Source organism: Streptomyces physcomitrii, assembly GCF_012273655.1.
GTDB classification, from domain to species: domain Bacteria; phylum Actinomycetota; class Actinomycetes; order Streptomycetales; family Streptomycetaceae; genus Streptomyces; species Streptomyces physcomitrii.
This window is the reverse complement of record NZ_JAAWWP010000014.1, coordinates 26,311-41,564: the sequence shown is the minus strand read 5'-3', so window position 1 is coordinate 41,564 and position 15,254 is coordinate 26,311. Positions and strand designations below refer to the sequence as shown.

Annotated in this window: 9 protein-coding genes and 1 pseudogene; 7 read left to right on the top strand and 3 right to left on the bottom strand. The window is 71.9% G+C overall.

Features of this window, described 5'->3' with window-relative positions; translation table 11 throughout:
* Positions 1–80: 80 nt before the first annotated feature.
* Complete coding sequence (locus HFV08_RS21700) at positions 81–1,076, bottom strand: ABC transporter substrate-binding protein (protein ID WP_168541574.1); 996 nt, start codon at positions 1,074–1,076, stop codon at positions 81–83.
* 136 nt (positions 1,077–1,212) lie between these two features.
* Between HFV08_RS21700 and HFV08_RS21695 the strand changes: the two genes are divergently transcribed.
* The 5 genes from HFV08_RS21695 (at position 1,213) to HFV08_RS21675 (ending at position 8,557) form a co-directional block, all read left to right on the top strand.
* Positions 1,213–2,016, top strand: a complete 804-nt coding sequence (locus HFV08_RS21695; RefSeq protein ID WP_168541572.1) for a siderophore-interacting protein — start codon at positions 1,213–1,215, stop codon at positions 2,014–2,016.
* A gap of 7 nt (positions 2,017–2,023) precedes the next feature.
* Complete coding sequence (locus HFV08_RS21690; RefSeq protein WP_168541570.1) at positions 2,024–2,836, top strand: alpha/beta fold hydrolase; 813 nt, start codon at positions 2,024–2,026, stop codon at positions 2,834–2,836.
* Positions 2,833–4,545, top strand: coding sequence for an ATP-binding cassette domain-containing protein (locus HFV08_RS21685; RefSeq protein ID WP_168541568.1), 1,713 nt, complete (start codon positions 2,833–2,835; stop codon positions 4,543–4,545). Before HFV08_RS21690 ends, HFV08_RS21685 begins: the two co-directional genes overlap by 4 nt.
* Positions 4,538–6,295 carry an ABC transporter ATP-binding protein gene (locus HFV08_RS21680; protein WP_168541566.1) on the top strand — a complete coding sequence of 586 codons (1,758 nt, stop codon included), beginning with the start codon at positions 4,538–4,540 and terminating at the stop codon, positions 6,293–6,295. The genes HFV08_RS21685 and HFV08_RS21680 overlap by 8 nt, the downstream gene beginning before the upstream one ends.
* A gap of 171 nt (positions 6,296–6,466) precedes the next feature.
* On the top strand, positions 6,467–8,557 hold the full coding sequence (locus tag HFV08_RS21675) for a bifunctional serine/threonine-protein kinase/glutamate ABC transporter substrate-binding protein (RefSeq protein ID WP_168541690.1): 2,091 nt from the start codon (positions 6,467–6,469) through the stop codon (positions 8,555–8,557).
* 60 nt (positions 8,558–8,617) lie between these two features.
* Here HFV08_RS21675 and HFV08_RS21670 read toward each other — a convergent pair whose 3' ends face one another.
* The gene (locus HFV08_RS21670) at positions 8,618–9,049 is read right to left on the bottom strand and encodes a PPOX class F420-dependent oxidoreductase (protein WP_168541564.1); all 432 of its coding nucleotides are present in this window, start codon (positions 9,047–9,049) and stop codon (positions 8,618–8,620) included.
* 145 nt (positions 9,050–9,194) lie between these two features.
* On the opposite strand from HFV08_RS21670, the gene HFV08_RS21665 reads away from it, so the two are divergent.
* Entirely contained in the window at positions 9,195–9,779 is a 585-nt protein-coding gene (locus HFV08_RS21665; protein ID WP_168541562.1) for a DinB family protein, read from the top strand.
* Between the two features lie 106 nt (positions 9,780–9,885).
* Here HFV08_RS21665 and HFV08_RS32390 read toward each other — a convergent pair whose 3' ends face one another.
* Positions 9,886–13,902, bottom strand: a complete 4,017-nt coding sequence (locus HFV08_RS32390; RefSeq protein ID WP_312885772.1) for an AAA family ATPase — start codon at positions 13,900–13,902, stop codon at positions 9,886–9,888.
* 794 nt (positions 13,903–14,696) lie between these two features.
* Here HFV08_RS32390 and HFV08_RS31780 point away from each other — a divergent pair.
* Positions 14,697–14,887 (top strand): annotated as a pseudogene (locus tag HFV08_RS31780) (ATP-dependent DNA ligase); the annotation flags it as partial.
* Positions 14,888–15,254 lie beyond the last annotated feature (367 nt).

Here is a 15,254-nt window from a genome sequence, read left to right as displayed (position 1 = left end):
CGGCCCCCCCCCCCGCCCCCCCCGGGGTTGTGCCCCCCCGGGGGGGGGCGCCGGCCCGGGGCCGGCGCACACCGGCCGGATCACAGCTTCTTGAGGACCGCCTCGATCTCGTCGACGGCGCCGTTGGCGAAGGTGTAGGTGGCCACCCCGTAGTGCTTGACGGGGTAGGCATGGCCGGCCTTCACCGCGCGGACGCCCTTGAACAGCTTGTTGTCGAGCAGTTCCTGGGTCGGCGGGGGGATCGGGCCGTCGAAGGAGCCCGCGTAGAGCAGCACGGTGCAGTCGTCGAGGACGTCGAGCTCCTCGTAGCTCTTCTCGACGAACCCGGCCTCCTTGGCGGGGATGCCCGCGCCGATCTGCAGGCCGAGGTCGCGCATCACCGTGAGCAGCGGGGAGCCCAGATAGAACTTGCCGCTCTGGCCGCCGCTCAGCGAGGCCCAGGTGGAGGCGGCGATCTGCTTCTTGTAGGTGGTGCGGACCTCCTTGCAGCGCTGCTCGTACTGGCGCCTGGTCGCGGTGAGCCTGTCCTCCCGGTTGACCGCCTTGGCGATCTTGGCGATCTGCTCGTGCCACAGGGCGCCGCTGGTGCCCCACTCGTAGTACGCGACCGGGGCGATCTTGGCGAGCGGCGCCGTCTTGTCCTTGTAGAACTGGTCCAGGATCAGGTCGGGCTTGAGGGCGGCGACGGCCTGCGCGTTGGGCGCCCCGGGGGCGCCGATGGTCTTGACGTCCTTGAGCTCGGCGAAGGACTCGGCCGGCATCAGGGTCTTGAGGGCGGTGCCGTCGGGCACGCCCACCGGGACCAGGCCGAGGTCGAGCAGCATCAGGGCGTCGTAGTTGACGGTCGCGACGACCCGCGAGGGGTGCGCGGGCACGGTGACCGTGCCGTTGTCGGTCTTGAGGCTGCGGGTGCCCGCGTCCTTTCCGCCCTTGCCCCCCTTGCCGTCCTTGCCGCCGTCGTCGTCCGACTCGCTCACGCCGCAGGCGGCGAGCCCGAGAGCCGCCGCCGTGCCGGTGAGACCGCCGAGGAACCGTCTGCGGCCGAGCGTGACCGGCATGGTGCGTGGACGTGTCATGTCCGTTGTCCTCCAGGGTGGTTGGGCAGAGGGGGACCTCCGCCCAGAAGAATGAAAGGTTAGGCTTACCTAACCTATATCGTATGGCGGGGTCCCGGTGTCCCGCCGGGCCGAACAACAGCAGGGAGACGATGAGATGAGCGGGCCAGCCGCCCAGCACGACACGCAGACAAGCCGCAGACCGGGCAGGCTCCAGGTCACCACCGTGAGCGCGGTGCACCGGCTCACCCCGCGGATGACGCGCCTGACGTTCACCGGCCCCGGTCTCGGCGAGTTCCTCAGCAACGGCACCGACCAGCACGTCGCCCTGTACTTCTATCCGCCCGGGCTGACCCTGCCGCGGCCCTTCACCACCGAGGCCGCCCGCGCCCTGCTGCCCACCGCCCGGCCCCGGCTGCGCCGCTACACCATCCGCCACCACCGGCCCGAACTCGGCGAGGTGGACATGGACTTCGTCCTGCACGGCGCCGACCAGCTCGCCTCCGGCTGGGCCGAACGCGCCGCGGTCGGCGAGGAGTCCATCTGGTTCGGGCCCAGCCCCGCCTATCCCCTGCGCGAGGGCCCCGCCTGGAGCCTGCTGCTCGGCGACGAGACCGCGCTGCCCGCCCTCGGCGTACTCCTGGAGGAACTGCCCGCGGGCCACCCGGTGACCGTCCTCGCCGAGATCGCCGACCCCGACGAGCAACTCCCGCTGCCCACCCGGGCCGACGCCGACATCCGCTGGCTGCACCGCGGCGACCGCCCCGCCGGTGAACTGCTCGCCGCCCACGCCACCGCCCTGCGGCTGCCGCCCGGCCGCGGCCGTATCTGGGGCGGCGCCGAACGCGAGGTCGTGCGCACCCTGCGCCACCACTTCACCCGGACCCTCGGCGTCGACCGCGCCGACACCCGCCTGACCACCTACTGGACCAGGGGCGAAACCCAGGACAGCGAGGTCTGAGCCCGCCATGCCCTCCGTACCCCTCAACGGCATCGAGCTGACCTACGACGACCAGGGCAGCGGCGAACCCGTCGTCCTCGTCATGGGCTCCGGCGCCTCCCGCCGCTCCTGGCACCTGCACCAGGTACCCGCCCTGACCGCCGCCGGCTACCGCGTGGTGACCCTCGACAACCGCGGCCTGCCGCCCAACGAGAGCCCGCCCGGCGGCATCACCCTGGACGCCATGGCCCAGGACGTGCTCGCCCTCGTCGACCACCTCGCCCTGGCGCCCTGCCGCCTGGTCGGCTTCTCGCTGGGCGCCGCCGTCGTCGCCGAGGCCCTCCTCGCGCGGCCCACCGCCGCCCGCCAGGCCGTCCTCATGGCCGGACGCGCCCGCCCCGACGCCTTCAGCACCGCCGTCAGCCTCGCCGAACGCGAACTGGCCGACAGCAAGGCCGAGTTGCCGCCCGGCCACCTGGCCGTCCACTCGGCGCTGCGCTATCTCTCCCCGGCCACCCTGCGCGACGAGCAGGCCGTCCGCGACTGGCTCGACATCTTCCACTTCGCGCCGCCGCTCACCGGCCCGGGCATCCGCGCCCAACTCGCCCTCGACGACAGCGGCGACCGCCGCGCCGCCTACCGGGCGATCACCACCCCCGCCCTGTGCCTGGGCTTCGCCGACGACGTCGCCATCCCCGCCGCCGCCACCCGCGAACTGGCCGACTGCCTGCCCCGGGCCCGCTACACCGAACTGCCCGACTGCGGCCACTACGGCTACCTCGAGCGCCCCGCCGAGGTCAACGCGGCCCTCCTCGACTTCTTCGCCGGATGTGAGGCATGACCACCACCCCCGCACCGCCCGCCCCCGAGACGCGCGAGGGGCTGCGCCTGCTGGCCGCCTGCCTGCGCCGCCGCGCCGGACTGCTCGGCCTCGCCGTCCTGGGCGGCCTGCTCTACCAGCTCTCCCTGATCGCCATGCCCTGGTTCATCGAACGCGCCGTCGACCAGGGCATCGTCGACGACGACAGCGGCGCCCTGCGCACCTGGGCGCTTGCCGTCCTGATCGCTGCTGTCCTCGCCGCCCTCGCCGAGATGGCACTCGGCTGGTTCTCCACCGTCAGCGCCACCCTGGAGGGCAACCGCCTCTACGCCGCCCTCGCCGACCGCATCGCCACCGCCGACGCCCGCGCCCTGGCCCGCTTCGGCGAGGGCGACCTCGGCATGCGCGGCACCCGCGACATCGACCTGGTGCGCACCTGGCTGATGGGCTTCGCCTCCTTCGTCACCGGCGTCACCGGCTTCGTCCTGATGATCGTCGCGATCGTCCGCCTCGACCCGCTGCTCGCCGTGATCTGCCTGCTCTGCGTACCGCCCCTGGTCTGGCTCAACACCTATCTGTTCCCCAAGCGGTTCGGCGCGGCCAACACCGCCCTGTCCGCCGCGCACGGCCAACGCGCCGACGCCGTACAGGAGTTGCTCTCCGCCAGCGCCGCCGTCCGCGGCCTCGGCGGTGAGGACGCCCTCGTCGCCCGCCACCACGCCCGCAGCGCCAAGGTCACCGAACACACCCTGACCACCGCCCGCGTCTCCGCCGACTGGGCCGCCCTCTCGCCCTTCGTACCCGCCCTCGCCATCGGCGCGGGCCTCGCCCTCGGCGGACTCGCCGTGCTGCGCGGCACCATGTCCGTCGGCGGGATCGTCGCCTTCACCAGCTGGATGAGCATGCTGGTGATGTGGATCGGCGTACTGACCATGCGGCTCAGCCAGCTCAGCCAGGCCACCACCGCCTCCCGCCGCCTCCAGGAGATCCTGCTGCCGGGCCCCGATGAGCAGCGGCAGTCCGCCGACCGCGCCGCCCTGCCCGCCACCGGCGACCTCCTCGCCCGGGAGCTGAGCGTCGCCCTCGGCGGCAGAACCGTCCTGCCCGCCACCGACCTGCACGCACGCGGCGGCGAACTCCTCGCCGTCACCGGCCCGATGGCCTCCGGCAAGACCACCCTGCTGCGCGCCCTGGCCCGGCTGACACCTCCCACCACCGGCACCCTCACCTTCGCCGGCACCCCCCTCGACACCGCCCGTGCCGAGGAGATTCACCAGCGCATCGGCTTCGTCCCCCAGCGGCCCGTCACCCTCAGCGGCACCCTCGCCGACAACCTCCGCCTCGGCGCCGCCCACTGCGACGACGACCTCTACGCGGCCCTGCGCACCGCCGCCCTCGACACCCACGTACGCGCCCTGCCCGAGGGCCTGGACACCGAGGTCGGTGAGGGCGGCACCACCCTGTCCGGCGGCCAGCTCCAGCGCCTCGCCCTGGCCCGCGCCCTGCTGCGGCGGCCCGCCGTACTGCTCCTGGACGACGTCACCTCCGCCGTCGACACCACCACCGAACAGCTCATCCTGACCCGCCTGCGCACCTGGGCCGGATCCGGGACCGCCCTCGTCTGGGCCACCCACCGCCCCGCCGTCCTGGCCGCCGCCGACCACGTGGTGACCCTGCCCGCCGCCGGAGCACCGGCCCCGACCGAAGAGCGAGTGACCACCGGTGGCTGAACAGAAGCGCCTCTCCGCCTCCCCCCAGCAGCACCGCGTGCTGCGCCGCGCCTGGACCCATATGCGCGCCGACCGCCGCCGCATCGTGCTCGCCCTGGCCCTCAGCGCCGCCGCCACCCTCACCACCGTCGCGGTCCCCGCCGTCATCGGAGCCGGAGTCGACCGGATCCTCCAGGACGACCGGAGCGGACTGCTCACCGCGGCGGGCCTCCTGCTCGCCCTGTCCGTGGCCCGCCTCATCCTCTTCCGCCAGTCGGAGATCCGGCTGACCGCCGTCGGCGAACGCGTCGTACGCCGCCTGCGCGAACTCGCCGTCCAGCGCCTCTCCCGCGCCCCCCTGCGCTTCGTCGAGGCACACCCCTCCGGCGACCTGCTGCGGCGCACCACCACCGAGATCGCCGACCTCGCCAACTTCGTCCGCGGCCAGCTCCCCGACGTCCTCAACGTCAGCGGCTACCTCCTCTTCACCCTCGTCCTGCTGCTCACCCAGTCCTGGCTGCTCACCCTCGCCCTGCTCGTGGTCTTCGTCCCCGCGATCGTCTGGGTCCTGCGCCGCTTCAAGAAGGCCGCCCCGCCCGCCTTCGCCGCCGAGGCCGCCGCCGCGGGCCGGATGGCCAGCACGTACCAGGAACTCGTCCGCGCCCGCGAGATGCTCCTGACCAGCGGTGGCACCGGCTACTGGCGCGAGCGCTTCGATCGGGACAGCGAGACCCGCTACCGCGCCGCCCGCCGCACCCAGCGCACCCTGTTCGTCATCAGCTGCTCCCGCGTCGTGCAGGGCCTGACCACGGCCGTCCTGCTCGGCGTGGGCGGCTGGCTGGCCGCCGAGGACCGCGTCAGCGTCGGCGTCGTCGTGGTGTTCGTCCTGGCCACCCGCCAGCTCTTCGACTCCGCCACCCAGGCCTCCAACCTCGTCGGCCAGGTACAGCAGACCCTCACCGGACTCGCCCGCCTCCTCGACCTCCTGGAGACCACCCGCACCGACGCACCCGAACCCGGCGCTCTGCCCGGCCCCCGCACCTCCGCTCCCGCCTCCGGTCAAGAGCCCCTGGACGAAGGCGGGTCGAGCACCGCCCCGCGCGGCGTGCTGGAGGCCGACGAGGTGCACTACGCCTACGTGGACGGCGTGGAGGTGCTGCACGGACTCTCCCTCACGGTGGCGGCGGGGGAGCGGCTCGGTCTGGTCGGCCCGACCGGCGCGGGCAAGACCACCCTCGCCAAACTCCTCACCGGCCTCTACACCCCCGACAGCGGCAGCGTCCGCTACGACGGCGTGGACCTGCGCGCGCTGCCCCCGGGCGAGCTGCGCCGCCGAATCGTCCTGGTCCCGCAGCGCGTGCACATGATCGCGGGCTCCCTCCTGGACAACCTCGCCCTGGTCCCCGGCGAACCCGGCGAGACCGCGGTACGCGAGGCCCTGGACCGGTTGGGCCTCACCGACTGGGCGGAGCGCCTGCCCCAGGGGCTGCACACTCCGCTGGGCGGCGGCCGGGGCGAACTCTCCGCGGGCGAGCTCCAACTCGTCGGTCTGGTACGGGCCGCCCTCCTCGACCCCGCGGTCCTGGTCCTGGACGAGGCCACCGCCGACATCGACCCCGCCACCGCCCGGAAACTGGAGACCGCCCTCGACACCCTGCGCACGGACCGCACCCTCCTGGTGATCGCCCACCGCCAGTCGACCATCGACCGGCTGCCGCGCGTGGTGCGCCTCGACGGGGGCGCCGTGGATTCCGTCCTGACCGCCGGCTGACCACCCGCAGCTCTCAACATCCCGTCTGCGGCGGGGTGTTGGGAGCTACCTGGCGCGCGGCGGCCGACGGGTGTGGCAGAGTCGGGCGGGGCATCGGCCCGGCACCCGCGAAGGAACCTTCTTCCTCTCCTCGCGGGCCCGGGCGGGCATGAAGGGGGCGATGTGACGCGGGTGATCGACGACCGCTTCGAGTTGGTGCGGCGGCTCGGCGGCGGAGGCATGGGAGTCGTGTGGCTGGCACGCGACCTGGTGCTGCACCGTGATGTCGCCCTCAAGGAGGTCCATCCGCCCGATCCCGGGCTCGCCTCCTACGACCCCGAGGCGGCCGCCGCCCTGCGCGCCCGAGTCCTGCGCGAGGCCCGGGCACTGGCCCGCATCGTCCACCCCAACGTGGTGACGATGCACCACATCATCGACCGCGGCGAGCGCACCTACCCGCTGCTGGTCATGGAGCTGGTCACGGGTGGTTCGCTCCAGGACCTCCTGGACCGCGGCACCCTCCCGCCCGTCGAGGCGGCCACCCTGGGCCGCGGCATCCTCGCGGGGCTGCGCGCCGCCCACGCCGCGCACATCCAGCACCGCGACATCAAGCCCCCCAACATCCTGCTGCGGGGTGACGGCCATCCGCTGCTGACCGACTTCGGCATCGCCGCGGTCCACGGCTCCACCGTCCTGACCGTGGCCGGTTCGGTCATCGGCACTCCGGACTACATGGCCCCGGAGCGCGTCGCGGGCCAGGACGGCGGCCCCGCGGCCGACTTGTGGTCCCTGGCGCTGACCCTCTACGTCGCCGTCGAAGGCCGCAACCCCCTGCGCCGCGCCAACACCCTCGCCACCCTCGCCGCCGTCCTCAGCGAGGACGTCCCGCCACCGCGTCAGGCCGGACCCCTGACCCGCGCCCTGACCGCTGTCCTGGTACGTGACCCCGCCTTGCGTCCGGATGCCGAGGCCTTGGACCGGCTGCTGGCCGAAGCCGAGGCGGGGGGCGGGGCTGAAAATGGGGACGTAACCGGAGCCGGGGCTGGGACGGCGGATGGCGGGACCGACGGGCCGGACGCCCAGGCGAGAGCGGCCTCCGCCGCCGCTCCTGGCGCTCCTGACTTCACCCCTGCCGCTCCCGACTCGGCCGCTGCTTCTGGTTCCGTTCCCGTCTCCGGTGCTGCTGCCGTCTCCGGGTCCGCTCCGGACGGGGTCACGTCCTACCCGCTTGCCCCGCCCGGAGTTCCGTCTGCCCAGGGAACATCGCCCGTCGGGGAGCCCGGACCGTACTCCTCGCGCCTGTCGTACGGCGCGCCCCCTGTCTCCACGCCACCGCCACCCGCTGCCCCGCCCGGAGCGCCGTCGCCGACGGGCCGTCCGGGGCGGCGGGCTCTGGCCTACGCGGCGGGTGCCGGCGCGGCCGCTCTCGCCGGTGTCCTGCTGTGGACGCTGCTGCCCACCGGCGGTGACGGCGACCGCACCGACGCCGGCGACGGTTCCTCACGCCCGAGCGCCTCCGGCAAGGACCCGGCCGCCTCCTCCGGCGGCTCGAGCGGCACCCCCGCCGGTGAGGAGCCGGGCGGCGCGAAGCTGACCGTCGGGGTCAAGTTCGACCAGCCCGGTCTCGGCCTCAAGACGTCCGACGGCGGTTACCGCGGTTTCGACATCGACGTGGCCACCTACCTCGCCCGCGCGCTCGGGCACGAGCCCTCCGAGATCGCCTGGAAGGAGGCGCCGAGCAGCCGCCGCGAGGCCATGCTCGACAACGGCGACGTCGACCTCGTCGTCGCCACCTATGCCATGACCGATGCCCGCGCGGAGAAGATCGACTTCGTCGGTCCCTATCTGGTGGCCCACCAGGACGTCCTGCTGCGCGCCGAGGACGACTCCGTACGGGAGGCGGCCGACCTCAACGGCAAGAAGGTCTGTGCCATCACCGGCTCCACCTCCGCCTTCGCCCTCCGGACGAGCGCGCCGGGGGCGGTAGTCGAGTCCCGGGACACCTACTCGCGCTGCATGGAGGAACTGGACGAGGGCAGCGTGGACGCTGTCACCACCGATGACGCCATCCTCGCGGGCTACGCCGCCCGCAAACCGGACGCCTACCGGCTGGGCGGCCTGGCCCTGAGCGACGAGCGGTACGGCATCGGCCTGCCCCAGGACAGCAAGCTCAAGGCGAAGATCACGGCCGCCCTGAAGGACATGACCGCCGACGGCTCCTGGGACAGGGCCCGCCGCAAGAGCCTCCCCCTGCTCGAAGCCGAACCCCCGACACCCGCCTGAGCCGCGCCGCCCGGCCCCCGCCGCCTGGCGACGGCGGGCAGCGCGGGTCTCCGGCCCGTTTCAGCCGAGGTCGGCCCCGTATACGTGGGTGACGTCGATCTGGATCAGTACGCGGTGGTCGGAGACCATCACCGAGCGGTACTCGTCCCAGTCGGGGTGTTCCCCGGCGGCCCGGCGGTAGTAGTCGACGAGTGCTTCGACTTCGGGCCCGTGCGGATCGCTGCCGGGGCCGGTGATCCGGGCGGTGCCCTCGGCCGTGGCCCAGGACCTGCCGTCGGGGCTGGTGACTTCCAGGGCGGCTCGTGCGTCGCGGCGCAGATTGGCGATCTTGGCCGTTCTCGCGGTGGTCGACACGTACAGAGTCGAGGCGGCGCGGTCGTAGAACGGCTGCACGGGGGAGAGTTGCGGCGATCCGTCGGCCTTGATCGTGGCGAGGACACCGAGGCTGCTGCGGGCGAGCAGCGCGTGCGGGTCGAACGAGGCAGTGGTCATGGAAAGATCATCAACCCTGACACCGGTGTGAGGTCAAGGAAGAGATCGCCGTGTTGACCGGGGAGCCGGGTCGGCGGATCCGGGCGCTGGACGGCGCGGGGGTCGAGGCCTGCCGGGCATCAGCCCCATGGCAGGCTCATGCCGCATGATCGATGAATTCGCGAAGGGCAATCTGCACGGACGACTGCGCCGGGACCGCGAGGCGCTGCTCTGGAAGCTCGACGGCTTGTCCGAATACGACGCCCGCCGGCCCCTGACGGCGACCGGGACCAATCTCCTCGGCCTGGTGAAACACGTGGCCACCGTCGAGGCCCGGTACTTCGGCGAGGTCTTCGACCGCCCTTCCCCGGAACCGCTGCCCCGATGGCAGGACTCCGACGGAAGCGACCTGTGGGCGACCGAGGACGAGACCCGCGATCAGATCGTCGGGTTCTACCGGCGTACGTGGGAACACTCGGACGCGACGATCGACGAGCTGCCCCTCGACGCCCCCGGCCATGTGCCGTGGTGGCCGGAGCCGCACCCCAACACGAATCTGTTCGCCGTCCTGGTCCATGTCCTCGGCGAGTCCATCCGGCACACCGGGCACGCCGACATCCTGCGCGAGAACCTCGACGGCCGGACCGGGGTGCGCCCCGAGAACGAGAAGCACATCGACGAGCAAGCCCGCGCAGCCCACTGCGCGAAAATCGAGCGGGCCGCCAGGTCGGCCGCCTCGATCAACTCGTAGCGGGCCCGCTCCGTATGACGAGATGACGAGATGACGAGCGGGCCGTGTTCACACGGCAGTGCTGTATGCGCCGTCCCTTCGAAACTTGCCATAAGGGACAGCCTTTTTATGCGGTTTTGTTGGTGTGGGGGTGGAGTGCGGTGGGGAGTTGGTGGCGGTTTTGGATGTGGAGTTTTCGGTAGATGCGGGTGAGGTGTTGTTCGACGGTGCTGATGGTGATGTAGAGGGTGGCGGCTATTTCGCGGTTGGTGTGGCCGTGGGTGGCGAGGGTGGCGACGCGTGTTTCGGATTGGCTGAGTTTGGTGGTGGGGGTGGGGGGTGGGGGGTTGTGGGGGGTGAGGGTGGGTGGGGTGGTGGGGGTGGGTGTGTGGGGGGTGTTCGGGTGGGGGTTGGTGGGGTGGGGGGTGTTGGTGGGGTGGTGGGTTTCGGTGTGGTGGTGGGGGTTGTGGGGGTGGTGGATGTGGTGGGCGAGTTGTTCGGCGCCGCATTCTTTGGCGATGTGCCAGGCGCGGTGGGTGAGGGTGGTGGCGCGGGTGGGGTCGCCGGTGTGGTGGAGGGTGTGGGCGAGGTCGGCGAGGGCGCGGGCGAGTTCGAGGCGGTCGCCTGAGCGTTGGAGTTGTTCGATGGCTTGGGTGAGGAGGCGGGTTTTTTTGTGGGGGGTGGTGGTGTGGGCGAGGAGGCGGAGGGTGGTGCCTTTGACGCGGGGGTCGGTGTTGTTTTTGGTGAGTTGTTGGGTGAGGAGGGTGGTGGCTTTGTCGTGTTCGCCGAGGTGGAGCCAGGCTTCGGCGGCGTCGGTGCGCCAGGGGAGGAGGGCGGGTTCGTCCATGTCCCAGCGTTGGGCGAGTTTGCCGGTCATGAGGAGTTCGCCGAGGGCGGCGTTGGTGCGGCCTGTGGCGAGGTAGTAGCGGCCGCGGGCGCGGGTGTAGGAGAGGGCGTAGACGCTGCGGAAGAGGGCGTCGGGGACGGGGTGGCTGAGGTGGCGGGCGGCGGTGTCGTATTTGCCCATGGCGGTGTAGGCGAGGATCTGGTGGGCGAGGGGGCCGCCGATGAAGACGCTGCCGTCGCGGCCGGGTACGGCTTCCAGTGCGGTGCGGGCGTAGGAGGCGGATTCGGTGAGGTTGCCCATGCGCAGGGCGGTTTCGGCGCGTAGGGAGGCGAAGACGGCGCGCCAGCCGGGGGCGCGGCGGCGGCGGGATTCGTCGATGAGGGCGTCGCACCAGGGGGCGGCTTTGTCGGGGCGGCCGGCGAACAGGAGGGTGTTGACGGCGGTGACGAGGGGTTCGAAGGTGGCGTCGGTCAGGGGGGAGAGTTCCAGGACTTTCTCTGCGGCGGCGAGGGGGGATTCCTCTTGTTGTCCGGTGCCGAAGAAGCCGCTGAAGACCGCGGTGATCGAGGACAGTGAGCCCTTCTTGGCCCGCGCCCGCCCGCCCAGCGAGGAAGTCCCGCGCCCGCCCGGGGAGGTTCCGCGTCCGCCCGGTGAGGTTCCGCGTCCATTCGGCGGTGCTGTGCGTCCGCTCGGCGGAATGCCGCGTCCGTCCGGTGAGGTCCCGGGTCCGCTCGGTGGGGTCCCGGGTCCGCCCGGCGGAATGCCGTGTCCGCTCGGGGTGGGGTTCGTGCTCGGCGGGGTTCCGTGTGTGCCTGGTGTGGGGTTCGCGTCCGGTAGGGCTTCATAGCCGTCCGGTGCTGTTCCGGGCCTGCCTGGTGTGTGGTGTGTGTCCGGCTCGGCCTCGTGTGTGCCCGGTGTGCTGCGCGTGCTCGGTGAGGGGCCGTGCATGCCCGGCGACGATGCCCCGTGCCCGTTCGGCGGGGGCCCGTGCATTCCCGGCGACGGCGCCCCGTGTCCGTTCGGCGGTGCCGCGTGTCCGTCCGGTGCGGGGTTCGTGCTCTGCCAGGCTCCGCGCTCGTCCGGTGCGGGGTTCGTGCTCGGGGAGCTCCCGTACGTGCCCGGCGGCGATGTCGTGTGCGTGTTCGGTGAGGTGTTCGTGTCCTGAGGGTTCTCGTCCGTGCTCGGTGTGCTGTTCGTGCCCGGCCAGGACCTGTGCCCGCCCGCCGGTGTGTCGTTCGTGTCTTGCGGGGTTTCGTGCGTGTCCGGGGTGCCGTTGTTCGTGCCTGGGGGAGTGGGGGCGTCCGGTGAGGCTCCGTGCATGCCCGGCCAGGCTCCGTGCGCATGCGGTGAGGCGCCCGTGTTCTGCCAGGTCTCGTACGTGCCCGGTGTGCTGCTCGTGTTCTGCCAGGTCTCGTATGTGCCTGGTGGGGTGGTGGGGGTGTCTGGCCAGGTCTGGTGTGTACCGGGTGTGCTGCTGTTGTTTGTGCTGGGTGTGGGTGCCTGTGGTGTGGGGGTGTGTTGGGTCCAGCGGGTGTTCATGCGGAATTGGGTGAGGACGGAGGTGTTGGTGGGGGGTGTGGTGGGGGGGTGGAGGTGGCCCAGTGCGCTGCGGGCTTCTTCGATGCGGCCGTGGGCGAGGAGGAGTTCGCCGAGTCTGCCGATGTGGGTGGGGGGGAGGGTGCCGGTGCGGAGGGCGGCGAGGGGTTCTTCGAGGAGGCGTTCGGAGGCGGAGGGGTTGAGGCGCCACATGATTCCGGCGATGCCCAGGCGGAGTCCGGCTTGTTCTTCGGGGTCGTGGCTGGTGGTGCAGGCGAGTTCGAGGCAGGCGACGGCGAGTTTGGCTTCGTCTTCGGCGAGGGCTTGTTGGGCGGCGTCGCGTAGGAGGGGGATGGCCCAGGGTTCGTGGGCGTCCTGGGCGGCGAGGAGGTGGCGGGCGACGTTGAGGGTGGGGGCGCCGTTTTGGTGGAGGAGGGTGGCGGCGCGTCGGTGGAGGTCGAGGCGTTGGTCGTCGTCCATGTTCTCCAGGACGGTTGCCTGGACGGCGGGGTGGCGGAAGGTGAGGTTTTTCAGGAGTCCGGCGGTTTCGAGTGTGGTGAGGGCGCGGGTGGTGGCGGCGGGTGCGGTTTTCAGGAGGCGGGCCAGGAGTTCGGGGGTGGTGCCGGTGCCCAGGACGGCGATGCCGGCGGCGATCTGGGAGACGGTGCGGCCGCTGCGGTAGATGCAGGTGAGGACGGCTTGCAGGAACATGTCGCCGACCACGGGCTCGACCCGGGCCCCCGCGGCGCTGCCCCGGCTCCCGGCGGAACCGCCGCGGCCCGTGGTACTGGCCCGGCCGGCCGCGGCGCCTTTCGCGGAACCGCTTCTGCTTTCCGCGGTGTTGCCCGCAGTGCTGCCGGTGCTGTCCGCGGCGTCGCCCGTGACACTTCCCGCAGCATGGCCTGCGATGCCGCTGGTGGTGCTGTCTGTGGCACCGCCCGCAGCACCGCCTGTGGCACCGCTGGTGGCGTGGTCCGTGATGCTGCCGGCGGGGCTGGTGTTGGCGGTGGGGGTGGTGCGGTAGTCGTCGATGAGTGCGCGCAGCAGGAGGGGGTTGCCGCCGCTGATGTCGTGCCAGGTGCATGACAGGTGTAAGGGGGAGGGCAGGCCGAGGCGGGTGGTCAGGCCGCGGGCGGTTTCTTCGGCGGTGAGGCGTTCGATGCGCAGGCGTTGGAAGTTGGGGCGGCGCAGGAGTTCGGTGGTGAAGACGGCGTCTTTGTGGTCGGTGTCGGTGGCCTGGGCGAAGACGAGGAGGAGTTTGGCGGTGGGGGAGCTGCTGGCGAGGTGGAGGAGGTATTGGAGGGAGACCGGGTCCACCGAGTGGAGTTCGTCGACGCAGATGACGACGGGTTCGCGGGTGGCGAGTTCGACCAGTGCGGCGCGGAACTCGCGGGCGCCGGGCAGGTGGGCGCAGGTGGTCTGGGGGCTGTTCTCGCCTCCGGGTGGGGTGGGGGGTGTGTCGGCCGGGGCGAGGGCGTGGCGCAGTCGTTCGGCGCTGGCTTTGGGCAGGCGGGGTGAGTCGGTCAGCTGGCGCAGTGTGCCCAGTTCGGTGCGGTCGGCGCTGGAGCCGTAGGCCTTGAGGACCAGTGCGCCCGCTTTCGCGGTGTGCGCGGTGACGGCGTCCAGGGCGTGGGTCTTGCCGCAGCCGACGGCTCCTTCGACGAGGACGACGCCGACCTCGCCCTGCAGCGTGCGGGAGAACACTCTCCTCAGTTTGTCGAAGTGCGCATCGAATTGTTTGGCCCCGGCAAATGAAAACACTGCTGTCCACACCCCCCGAATACGACGCGGGAAAATGTCCGCGAAGGCTCACGTTTCCCGGGTAAGCTATACGCCCCCCGGCCGGTGCCACCAGAGCCGCCGGTAAAAACATAATTAACTGGCCGATAATTTTGCATAAAAAGCGCCCGGCCGTCACCCCGGAGGAGTTGCGGCCGGGCTGCGCCTGTGCACCCGTATCGAAAGTCACCAAAGCACTGCCGGGGTCACGTCACCCCCGCTCACCAGGCCTCTCGTCATTGAGGGCCAGCATACACGAAACCCCCAAGAGGGAACCGGTGTGCAATGCGCGTTCTCGCGCGGGACCGATGCCGCGCGGCTATCGCCAGAGATTTCCGGACTCCCGCATTCCGGGCACTTGTTTGCCCGTTTTGTTTATCGATGCGTTTCTTGCATGCGTTATCGGCGATAACAGCGGAGATTTGCCGGGAATTCCTCGGCATAACATTGTCGGTGTATGTGGGAGGCGTTGACCGGGGTGGTGGCCGGAATTGAGCGCCGCTCATCTTTCGGGCAGGTCGCCTCGCGGGCCCCGATGCCGGTGCCCCTTCCCTTTCCAAGACGCACGCGCCCCCGGCCTGGTTGCCCCGCCCCGGGAATGCGATTACCCCCCACCCAGGGCCGCCGTCTGGCCCGGATCCCGACCCCCCCCGGTCTCCCGGATCCCCGGCCCGCAGGGGCGGTCGCCCCGCCCGGGGAGCGCGGTCGGCCCGCCGGGTGTGGTTGCCCCGCCGAGGGTGCGGTTGTTCTGCCGGGGGAGTGTGGTTGGCCCGCCGGGCGAGATCGTGATCGCCCGCGACGGGCATCTGGACTTCGACGTGCTCTCCGAGCGCATCCACCGGCCGATTCCCGGGTGCTGCTGCTTGCGGAGCGCACCCCCGCCTCCTTCGTCGCTTTCGACCTGCTCGCCCTCGGCTCCGCCTCGCTGCTCGACACTCCGCGGCGGGAGCGGCGGGAGCGCCTGGAGAGCGTGCGGTCGCCCTGCCGAAGGGTGTCCTGTCCGGCGGTGCGGTCGGCCTGCCGGGTGTGGTTGCCCCGCCCGAGGGTGTGGTTGCCCCGCCCGAGGGTGTGGTTGCCCCGCCCGAGGGTGTGGTTGGCCCCGCCGGGGTGGGGTCGCCCCGCCCGGGTGCCTCGCCCGGGGGTGCCCTGCCCGGGGGTGTGGCTGCCCTGCCCGGGTATACGGCTGTCGTGTCGGAGGGTGGCCTGCCCGGGTGTGCGGTCGTCCCGCTCTGGGGGCAGTTGCCCCGCCCGGGGGATGGTTGCCTTCATCGGGTGTGCGGTCGCCCTGCCCGGGTGTGCGGTCGTCCTGCCCGGGGACGTGGTTGGCCTGCCGG

Coding starts and splice junctions, on each gene's coding strand:
- HFV08_RS21695 (WP_168541572.1), top strand. CDS start 1,213: ATGAGCGGGCCAGCCGCCCAGCACGACACGCAGACAAGCCGCAGACCG.
- HFV08_RS21700 (WP_168541574.1), bottom strand. CDS start 1,076: ATGACACGTCCACGCACCATGCCGGTCACGCTCGGCCGCAGACGGTTC.
- HFV08_RS21685 (WP_168541568.1), top strand. CDS start 2,833: ATGACCACCACCCCCGCACCGCCCGCCCCCGAGACGCGCGAGGGGCTG.
- HFV08_RS21690 (WP_168541570.1), top strand. CDS start 2,024: ATGCCCTCCGTACCCCTCAACGGCATCGAGCTGACCTACGACGACCAG.
- HFV08_RS21670 (WP_168541564.1), bottom strand. CDS start 9,049: ATGACCACTGCCTCGTTCGACCCGCACGCGCTGCTCGCCCGCAGCAGC.
- HFV08_RS21665 (WP_168541562.1), top strand. CDS start 9,195: ATGATCGATGAATTCGCGAAGGGCAATCTGCACGGACGACTGCGCCGG.